Source organism: Microcoleus sp. B13-B6, assembly GCF_036705405.1.
Taxonomy (GTDB): Bacteria; Cyanobacteriota; Cyanobacteriia; order Cyanobacteriales; family Microcoleaceae; genus Microcoleus.
Genome location: NZ_JAUBUJ010000177.1, coordinates 1 through 9,457, shown reverse-complemented (window position 1 = coordinate 9,457; position 9,457 = coordinate 1). Strand labels below are relative to the sequence as shown.

The 9,457-nt window shown below is 43.0% G+C and carries 12 protein-coding genes; 2 read left to right on the top strand and 10 right to left on the bottom strand.

Features of this window, described 5'->3' with window-relative positions; all coding sequences use genetic code 11:
* Positions 1-231 precede the first annotated feature (231 nt).
* The 8 genes from QUB35_RS37520 to QUB35_RS37485 all read right to left on the bottom strand — a co-directional run bounded on the left by QUB35_RS37520 (position 232) and on the right by QUB35_RS37485 (position 5,884).
* Complete coding sequence (locus QUB35_RS37520) at positions 232-564, bottom strand: XisI protein (protein WP_333147957.1); 333 nt, start codon at positions 562-564, stop codon at positions 232-234.
* On the bottom strand, positions 552-968 hold the full coding sequence (locus QUB35_RS37515; protein ID WP_333147955.1) for an element excision factor XisH family protein: 417 nt from the start codon (positions 966-968) through the stop codon (positions 552-554). Before QUB35_RS37515 ends, QUB35_RS37520 begins: the two co-directional genes overlap by 13 nt.
* Before the next feature lie 318 nt (positions 969-1,286).
* Positions 1,287-1,625 carry a hypothetical protein gene (locus QUB35_RS37510; RefSeq protein ID WP_333147953.1) on the bottom strand — a complete coding sequence of 113 codons (339 nt, stop codon included), beginning with the start codon at positions 1,623-1,625 and terminating at the stop codon, positions 1,287-1,289.
* 291 nt (positions 1,626-1,916) lie between these two features.
* Positions 1,917-3,542, bottom strand: coding sequence for a relaxase/mobilization nuclease domain-containing protein (locus QUB35_RS37505; protein WP_333147951.1), 1,626 nt, complete (start codon positions 3,540-3,542; stop codon positions 1,917-1,919).
* 50 nt (positions 3,543-3,592) lie between these two features.
* Complete coding sequence (locus QUB35_RS37500) at positions 3,593-3,994, bottom strand: plasmid mobilization protein (RefSeq protein ID WP_333147949.1); 402 nt, start codon at positions 3,992-3,994, stop codon at positions 3,593-3,595.
* 203 nt (positions 3,995-4,197) lie between these two features.
* The gene (locus QUB35_RS37495; RefSeq protein ID WP_333147947.1) at positions 4,198-4,389 is read right to left on the bottom strand and encodes a hypothetical protein; all 192 of its coding nucleotides are present in this window, start codon (positions 4,387-4,389) and stop codon (positions 4,198-4,200) included.
* Positions 4,390-5,110: 721 nt separating this feature from the next.
* A complete protein-coding gene (locus QUB35_RS37490) occupies positions 5,111-5,620 on the bottom strand; it encodes a hypothetical protein (protein WP_333147945.1) in 510 nt (169 codons plus the stop codon).
* 126 nt (positions 5,621-5,746) lie between these two features.
* A complete protein-coding gene (locus QUB35_RS37485; RefSeq protein WP_333147942.1) occupies positions 5,747-5,884 on the bottom strand; it encodes a hypothetical protein in 138 nt (45 codons plus the stop codon).
* 799 nt (positions 5,885-6,683) lie between these two features.
* Here QUB35_RS37485 and QUB35_RS37480 point away from each other — a divergent pair.
* Positions 6,684-6,914, top strand: a complete 231-nt coding sequence (locus QUB35_RS37480) for a hypothetical protein (protein WP_333147941.1) — start codon at positions 6,684-6,686, stop codon at positions 6,912-6,914.
* Positions 6,915-7,204: 290 nt separating this feature from the next.
* Positions 7,205-7,390: a hypothetical protein gene (locus QUB35_RS37475; protein ID WP_333147938.1), complete on the top strand. Its 186-nt coding sequence runs from the start codon at positions 7,205-7,207 to the stop codon at positions 7,388-7,390.
* A 1,151-nt stretch (positions 7,391-8,541) separates the two neighbouring features.
* Here the strand turns inward: QUB35_RS37475 and QUB35_RS37470 are convergent.
* A complete protein-coding gene (locus tag QUB35_RS37470; protein ID WP_333147936.1) occupies positions 8,542-8,775 on the bottom strand; it encodes a hypothetical protein in 234 nt (77 codons plus the stop codon).
* Between the two features lie 4 nt (positions 8,776-8,779).
* The gene (locus QUB35_RS37465; protein WP_333147934.1) at positions 8,780-9,055 is read right to left on the bottom strand and encodes a hypothetical protein; all 276 of its coding nucleotides are present in this window, start codon (positions 9,053-9,055) and stop codon (positions 8,780-8,782) included.
* Between the last annotated feature and the right edge of the window lie 402 nt (positions 9,056-9,457).

The following is a 9,457-nucleotide window of genomic DNA, read 5'->3' as shown; positions in this document are numbered from 1 at the left end:
TTTAGAAGGTTTTTTTAGTTATTTAGTAGTGCACAAATTTAGGTATTTGTCAAATTAATTTAGATGCGTTTACCCTGCAATAGATACAGTAATTATCCACAAGCAACTGGGTGTTAAGTTTAAGTACGAAATATAACACCCAGTGGCAAAAATTATACAAGCTGACGAAAGCGGTTCAGTATTAAAAATTTAGCCTTCAAAAAAGCTAATTTTTTAACATTTAAGCGTAATTTATCCGATTGCAAATTCACTTAATTCTCGCATATTAGGGGGGTCAAAGCCAAGTATAATGTCTTGCTTAGGAACTCCTAATTCTACAAGTTCGTTGGCAATACCTACCTCGGTTCCATCCTGCTGAATCCAAATTTTATTGTCGATAATATCCAGGTGCAAAACCGGGCCATAAATTCGCCGCTGATTGCGCCAGCCCACATATACTAATTGATAATGATCGCGCTCGGTATCAAAGATAGTTTGAGCCTGAATTCGCTCATCCCACACAAGACTAGCGTGTTGGGAGAGCAGATTTTGGATGTGCTGCCTATAAAGGTCTACATTTGCCATTGTGCGATCGCCTCCTGCTCTATATCGTAAACAATTAAATGAATTTGATTTTGTTGAATTAAAGACTGAATAAACCCCATTGTGAAAAAACTATCGTAGACATTGCTGGGTACAGCTAGGTATAAAGTGCGGTCAGTTTCTTGTTGTTGTAAAGCTGCTCGATAACTAATAAATTGTCCTAAAGCTGTGTAAAACTGGGAGATTTTGGACGGGCCAATAAAGCTTTTAATTTCAACGGCAATTTTCTGTCCGTCTTTTTCGGCCGCCACCACCTTTTCGGCACCCAAGTCGATGTAAAGTTCTAGAGTTCCTGCCTGTAAAGTGTATGGATCGTGAGTAATCTGCCATCCATCTTTCTGGAGAGCGATTTTAACGACTTCGTGAAAGACATCTTTAGCAGACATAGCTGTACTGACTCGTTGTGTTTAATATCTTCGATAGTTTTATTTCAAGTATATACGCTATTCATCTGAAAGCGATGTTCTCGGGCAGCGCCACAAAACTTTGCCCCTCGACCTTTTTTAGATCAGAAGAAGCCTTTCGTCCAAATATGATTGTGCAGCCGACGTAGTGTTGCGCCCGACGACTCGAACATATCGGCTTGTTCTTAGTGCAGGAGATACACCTATGGTGCTATGAGAGGAAGACCATTTTTGGATGTGGCGAAAAATGTTTGCTATTGGCTGCCGGAGAAACAAACTTATCTCTCCGGCATCATTTAATTACCAGTCGATTTTTAGATCGCAGTTTTTGTGGCTGTCGTGGCTGCTACCATTGCTGCTACCATTTTTGGTGTCGTTGTTGTTACGGTTGCTGCTTTCGAGAGGGAATTGGAAGTTTAAGGCCAGCAGCTCTTGCTCGATAATTGACTTTCTGTCTCGGACTTTTTTGTCTCTCAAAAGTCGCAGAGCGTGGATTATTTTGTCGATCGTTTGATAGCTTGTTTGTTGAAAATTCAAGACAAGTGTTGTTTGCCGGTCCATAATGTACAGTTGGTTTTCTGTTTGGTGGACGAAGGTTAAATTATTGAAGTAGTAGGTGTTGGTTTGTGAGACTTCCATTTTTTATCTCCGATACTTTATTTTTTGGCGCGACAGCGCTCATTTTTTTTTGTACTAAATTTTACGAAAAAACGTATAAATAATTTATTGTTATCAAGGTCGGCTCACAAAAAAAATGAGCAAGCGCCGTCTCAAGTTACTTAGCCAAATCAGGAAAAATAGTTGATAAATAAATCTATTCATAAATTGGTAATACTTAGTGGCAGCGCTATGAGTAATTTAGGTTGCAAGTAGAAAATTTGTTAAGTAGCATTTTTATTAGACAATACTCACTTTGTCAGGGAACCATAACTAATCCAATTCAATTTCTTGGATGCGCCGTTTATACTGTTGGTTATTTTGTTTATGAGTTTGCTGTTCTTGCTCAATTAATTGTATCCAGATATCATTCCAACTTGACTGTGGATTAACAAGTTCTGCGTTCGGTAGCAGCGCGCTCGCATTTCGAGCGAGCTGAGAATTTTCGGCAATCGCTATAATAACGCTATCGAGTTCTTGTAAGAATTGTATAGGCAGTTGTGAAGCTCGTTCAATTCCTAGGTAAATTGTGGGTGGTGGTGTAGAGTTATCCTGGCTATTTTCCTGTTCAATAAGCAAAATTGAAAGGGCTTCGATTGGGTTACAAGCAATCACAGCTCGCTCAATTTCTCCAGTAGTGGCTACCCAGAAAGCAGCTTCAGATGACAGGGGATGGCTTGTAGTAAAGTTGCCTCTTTCATCTAAAACAAAAGCGAAGCTGGCTTCCCCCTCAAGCGTCCGTGCCGTAAAGACAGCTTTTTCTGAGTTGGCATACAACCAAGAATGAGAGTGTAATAAATCAAGCAATTCAAAAGGTAAACTGTACTCGACTGCTAGATGCGATCGCACTTTTTGCCACTGAGTTTCATTCCTTTCAGGCAGGATTGACAGTTGTAACTCTAACTCATTTGGTGTTGCAGGAATTGCAGGAGTTGCAGGCGCGCTTGCTACTAACTCAGATTGTGACAACTCTAACTCATTTGGTGTTGCAGGAATTGCAGGAGTTGCAGGCGCGGTTGCTGCTAACTCGGATTGTGACGACTCTAGCTCATTTTCCTCTGCCTCACTGGGGGCGATAGCTAAGTGTTGTGGCTGCATTAAAGCCTCAATTAGGGCGTTATCTCGCCCTTTGTCATAGCTAACGCCTCGATGCTTCTGCAATCCAGAAAAAGTGTAGGCTCTACCCAACTGAGTGCCACTTAAAGCGACTCCATCTAAATTGTAAGAAATGCCTTTACTGAAGCCGATTCCAGTTCGAGTCAATCCGACTTGCACCTCTACGCCTTGTTGCTGCAACCGCTCAACGAATTCTGACATACTTGGGTTGTCTTGGGTAACTTCATCAATTAGGTCTTGCAATTGCACTCTGACACTCTTATTTCCCTTGCTTTGTAAGTACCTATGTTCTCCAGTAGTCGGAGATCGCTTATATGTTTCCCAACTAGGTGTAACAGCTTCTAAATTGTAGTCTCTTTCTAACTGGCGGATTACTTCTTGGCTTCTGTAATAATCCCAGCTATCATCAACGACACTTCCATCTAGGCGAATGCGACTGGCGACAATGTGAATGTGGTCATGGTTTGTATCGTTGTGCTTGACAACTGCATACTGATTATTGTCAAATTCCATCGCTTTCATGTAGTTGGCTGCAATTGCCAGCCAGCGCTGGTCATTGTCAACATCTACTTCTAGTTTCTGGGTAGAATCGACAGATAAAGTGGCGTGAAAAACTGCTACTTTCAGGTTAGGTCTTAGTTGTCTGGCAATGGCAAATTCAGCAGCAAGTTCTTCAGGTGTTTGTCCGCACATAGTACCACCAATTAAATCGGCATCTTTTTTGCCGAGCACATAGTTCAGACAGCCCCGAAAGCCTGTACCTTTGATTTGTTTGCCAATCATAGCCGTTTCACAGTAGATTTATTACATCAATTGCTGAGGCTTATTAAGAATTAGCGGACTGTAGATTTGGTGAGGTTGGCAACTATTGTTTTAATAGCAGTTTGGTTTTGTTGAATGAGGTGCTGTACGCTTTCTAAGAGTCCTCTATTGACAATAACGGGTTCTCCCAATACCACAGCACTATTGCAAGCTTTAGCAATCTGATTGAGGTTGTTTCCGGCAACTCTAAGTTGGGCATTAATTTGGCATAAAACTTGATAGGCTTTCAAGTCAAATACAGTTAGAGGGTGTGGCATAGTTCTCCTCAAAGCTGCACGACGCATGAAGTCGCTCATACTCAAGTTTACTTGGTGAGCTAGTGTTTGAATTTCGCTGTAATCGGAGTCAGTCAAGCGGATGTGGATATGGCTTGATAGCTGCTCTTTGGGTCTGACTTTCGGTAAATTTTTCATAGCTTTTAATCAGTAATCACTGTTTGTAAATATACAAGTTAACAACTGTAATTGAACACCGCTATTCTGGTGATTTTATCCCCCCCAATTGGAGAGGGCTATTAGGGTTTATTAAAGTAGAGATTGACTACGATAATTTCCTTTAATTGTATAAATTGTTCATTGAGGTGCGATCGCCTGCCCTCTGACTCCGGCGATGGTAGTCACAAGCGAGCAAAAAGCTGGTGGTAGTGGTGGGTTCTATGCGCGAGGCTCTTGCGATCGCGGGAAGTCGATTCGTAGCAGCTCTCTTTGAAGTGAGTACACTCACCGCACTGTCCCAAGTTGAGAGGATCTATGGGTATGGCAACAACTGTCCCACCGCTCAATGTTGCGCGAGCCGATGGTGCGAGCATACATTATCTATGCCGGGGTCAGAATGGTAATTTTTGTGCAATTGGAGCCGACTGCGCGATCGCTTTATGCCAAAAAACGGAGCATTATTGTGTCGAGACAATATTCAGTTAACTTGTAGTACAAACAGTTACATTTGTCATTAAAGCTTAAGAAAGTATTAAACCTGACCTTGCGGTTAGGCTTCCGCATTCATGAGGGTGCATTATTTTTCTTTCCGCACTTAACAGTCAGATTTGTGATCACAAAAACATTGCTTGCTACCGTCCATCTCTGCTTTTTGTGCAAGCTTTCTACCTTGCAGAAAATTGCATAAATTTGCATAAATTTGAGTTTTTATGAGTTTTTTGTTGCTAATTAAGCCAAAAATAGCGAACACTTCAATTTGCAGCTTGCACAAATTTATTCAAAAAAACTCAAATTTATGCAGAAAAACTCAAAAAAACTCACTTGAGAAAAGTGAATTTTGAGGGTTTTTCCCGTCCTGGTACGCTTAAGAATTATTATCGAATAGACTGTTAAGATTGCCTAAAAGATTGCCCCCCAGTTATTCGCTATGCAGCTATTCGTATCAATCTTCGGAACAAGGGCGGTAGCCATTTTATAGCAAGAGTTGTAGTTCAGTTGGCTTGTGCGCTCCAGTTGCTCTTGCAGCCATCCACCAAGCCTGTTGGTGTTCTATTACATTGGGTACGACTGTTTCCAGCATAGATATCTGCGGGTTCATACAGTGAGGAGCCTGTTTTTAAGTTCGCCTTCTGCCAAACGCTGTTCCCGCACTCGACCTACTCTCAGCGCATCAATCAGGCTAAGCAAGGCGTAGAGTTCTGGATCGTTTTTAGCCGCTTGGGGGACTGAACGGTACAGGGGTGCGATCGCCTGCCCTCTGACGACACCTTGAGGGTCAGGCCAGACATAAACCTCAGACGGTGAGGCAATTAGCTTGCTTTTCAACGGTTCAGCAGAATGCGCCGTTGGCAGTCCTCGACTTAAGGGGCCGGGTTGGGCATAGAATACATAGCGCAGCCCGTGAACTACGAATTCTAGTAGCGCTTGGGTCAAAATCCTGCGATTCTCACTATCATAGAGGCCTGCTGCTTCACAGCGAGAAAGCGCGCCATGAACTTCTGAGGCACTCATGCCCAAGCTTTGAGCGAGGGTGTTGTAAGTCCAGGTTGCTTGAAGCAAACAGTGGACTTTGAGTATGGCAACGATATCTTGCGGTTTGAGCATAGTTTTATGGGTAGGCGAAGCCAGCCTTTGGCATCGCTTTCTTTCCTTTATTCTACATTCGCGAATAGCGAATAATTGAGATGTGGCGACTTAATTTAATGTTCGGCGCTCGTTGAAGGGCGTGAGCTATTTCGGGAGTACAGCGATCGCTTGTGTCTGAATTGCGGTTGTAGGAGCGATCGCACCATCCACTTCATCCATTTGGCGATTAATTTCTTTAGCAGTATAAATATATCTCTGAACATTGCTATTGCTACCACCCATTCCTGCTTTTTGTGCAAGCTTCCTATAGCGATCGGCGATTGCTCACGACAGCAGGCAAGGGGATAATCCTTTTTGGGTGTAATGACGGTAGCCTCGACTTCAGCAAGCAAAAGCTAATTTTTTATACCTGTATAATATTCAGCTTGAATCGTAGTACAAATAGTTACAGTTGTCATTAAAGCTTAAAAAAGTATTAAACCCGACCTTACGGTTAGGCTTCCGTAAAAGGAGGGTGCATTATTTCTCTTTCTGCACGTAAAAGTCAGGTTTGTGATCACAAAAACATTGCTTGCTATCGCTCATCCCTGCTTTTTTCCTTAGTTTCCCAGCTTGCATAAATTTGCATAAATTTGCATAAATTTGAGTTTTTAGTTGCAAATACTGCCTCGACTTCAGCTAATAATTCAAGCTGAGTTTGCATACTTTTACTCAAAAAAACTCACAAGAACTCAAATTTATGCAAATTTATGCAAAAAAAATCATGGAAACTCAGTCTCAAAAAGTTAATTTTGAGGTTTTTTCCTGTCCCGGTACACTTAATACCAATTTAATAATTTAACAGCAAGCTCTACACTACCCAATTTTAAGCAATTGTAGCAGAGGCTCAAAAGTGGTTGCATTTAAAGCAAGCTGTACTTTCATAATTGAGCAAGCAGAACTAATCGAATAGGCTGTTAAGACTGCCTAAAAAATAGCCGCCTCGTTATTAGCCATTCAGCTATAGCATATTAATGTATAGGACAAAGGCGGTAGCCGTTTTCTAGCAAGAGTTGCAGTTCAGTTTGTTTGGCTTTATTGAATGCAGTGCTACCGCACTTTTGTACAAAAAAAGCGAGATGTCTCAGTAAATTTTGGGCTGCCAGAATGCTCTAACCGTTACGAAGGCAAGCCAGTAAATTTTGTAGTCAAAGCAAAAGCGGCGAAACTTGTTAAACTAGGCACTTTGAAGGCAGTGACAATTGTGGGGGCGATGGTACGGTTGTACTTGATTTCAGAGAGAGCGCGATCGCCACGCGCCTCTAAGTTTTAGGCCGTAACGATGCTACCCAAGTTGAATGGGGACAGTTGCGGTAATTGATGCCAGTGTTGCCAGAAAAGTCGCTACAACAGTATGAGCAATCGGTACAGTTGGATATCGGGTAAAATTAAGCCCTTTGTCACACTTGGTTAACATCCATCAGTGGCATTGATTGGGAGGCACAGTTGAAGAGCGGGTAAAATTAAGCCCCTTGACACTCCATCTCTAGTTTTTAGGTGTTTGTGGCGATAGCTGCACGGCTCACGATTCAAAGCCAAACCTTTGTGGTGATTTGAATTATTTTGACTTTAAAAACTACAACTCGCGACTCGACTCCGCTGCCCTTACTCGAATATCCGAATCTGCCGGATTGTCGCTACCACTGGCTCACCATTGACCCTATCAAGTCGATGCTCGCTGTGATTATCGTTCGTCCGACAGCTAGCAAGAGCGCGATCGCCTTGCACTTAGGATTACCCCATTCATGAAGGTGCATTGTTTTTGTTTCTGCGCGTAAAAGTTAGGTTTGTGATCACAAAACCATTGCTTGCTACCGAGAGAGAACAGCCATAACCGACCTCAACCAGCAAAGGCAGTCCTTGCACAAAAAAGCAGTAATTTGACCAAAAAAGTCAGGCATTTGCAGGATATTTTCAGGTAAATGCAGGTAAAGTGCACCCCCTGCAAATACCTGCAAACCCCTGACTTTATACTGCAAACCCCTGACTTTATACTGCAAATGCCTGACTTTAGCTGACGCAACAATTAGCTAATTTTTTAGCGTTTTTAACAAAGACTGGATTGATTTAATAATCAAGTTACGATACCTGAGTTGAATTAAAAATCAATTTAAGCAAGTGCGAAAAAATTGGCAACACAGTAGCCGTTATCTAAATTGAATAAAAAATCAATTTGAGCAAGTGCGAAAAATTTGGCAGCGTAGCAGCCGTTATGTCAGCCTTGACAGTTGCATAAATTGCTGTTGTCGAGCCCGCGCTTTGCAATCGGCTAAACTGTTATTGTCCGATCGAGCTTGAAAGTCGGGTAAGCACTATGCTCAATATTGATGAGGGTGCATTATTTTTATGTCTGCACGCATTAGTCATGGTTTGTGATCACAAAAACATTGCTTGCTACCGATTGAGAACAGCCAAAACCTGCCTCAACAAGCAAAGGCAGTCTCTGCACAAAAAAGCAGTAATTTGACCGAAAAAGTCAGACGGAAAGCAGGATATTTTCCGGTAAATGCAGGTAAAGTGCACCCCCTGCAAATACCTGCACTTGCCTGACTTTATACTGCAAATCCCTGACTTTATACTGCAAATCCCTGACTTTAGCTGACGCAACAATTAGCTAATTTTTTAGCGTTTTTAACAACAAGTGGATTGACTTAATAGTCAAGTTGTGGCATCGGAATTGAATTAAAAATCAAGTTGAGCAAGTGTGAGAAAATTGGCAGGTAGCTAAAATTTATGAAGCGATTTTGTAGCGTAGTACCCACTATGCCAGCAATAAAGTTGAGGCTGGACTATCTGGTTTTTGCGTTCCGTTGAGGCTGTTTGCGAGTGTAAGGCTTACATGGTAGTGCGTACTTGAGAGAGTACCCTGGCAACTATTTCCAGCATGAGTATCTGCGGGTTCATAGAGCAGCGACGATCCTTTTTTCAAGTTCGCCGACTGCCAAACGTTGCTCCCGCACCCGACCAACTCGAATAGCGTCAATCAAGCTGAGCAAGGCGTAGAGTTCTGGATCGTTACTGGCAGCTTGGGGGACTGAGCGGTACAGAGGCGCGATTGCCTGCCCTCTCACGACACCTTGAGGGTCAGGCCAGACGTAAACCTCAGACGGTGAGGCAACCAGCTTGCTTTTCAACGGCTCAGCAGAATGTGCAGTTGGCAATCCCCGCTTGCTTGGGGCCTGGCTGGGCGTAGAATACATAGCGCAACCCGTGAACCAAGAATTCCAACACCGCTTGCTTCAAAATTTTCCGCTCGGAGCCATAATACAGACCGGCAGCTTCAGAACGCTCAAGGGCAGCATGAACTTCTGATGCGCTCATGCCCAAGCTTTGAGCGAGAGAACTGTACGTCCAGTTCGTTGAATCCCAACTGTGGACTTTGAGTATTGCAAGGATATCTTGGGGTTTTAGCATAGCGGATGAGCGAGCGCATTGTTTCCTTTATTCTATATTCGCGAATAGCGAATAACCAAGGTGTGGCGACTTGAATTTACTGCAAGGCGCTCGTTGAAGGGCAATCGCCATGTAGCCAATACAGCGCTCGCCCCGGCCGAAGAGAAGCCGTTGTAGGTAGGAGCGTGAGCACTATAAGTTTCAGAAAACTTAGCCGGAACTTTCCTTTACCGGTATCGGTATAAATATATCTCCCAACATTGCTATTGCTACCACTGCTCCTAACTTTTTTCCCTAGCTTCCTATCAGGCATAAAATTTAGTTTACAAGAGAGCGAGTGAGGATTGCTCCGCTAAGCGTGCGATCGGGACAGTTGGGGCAATTGACGCCGATGCTGTCACAAGGGTCTCCACAACAGCAGGA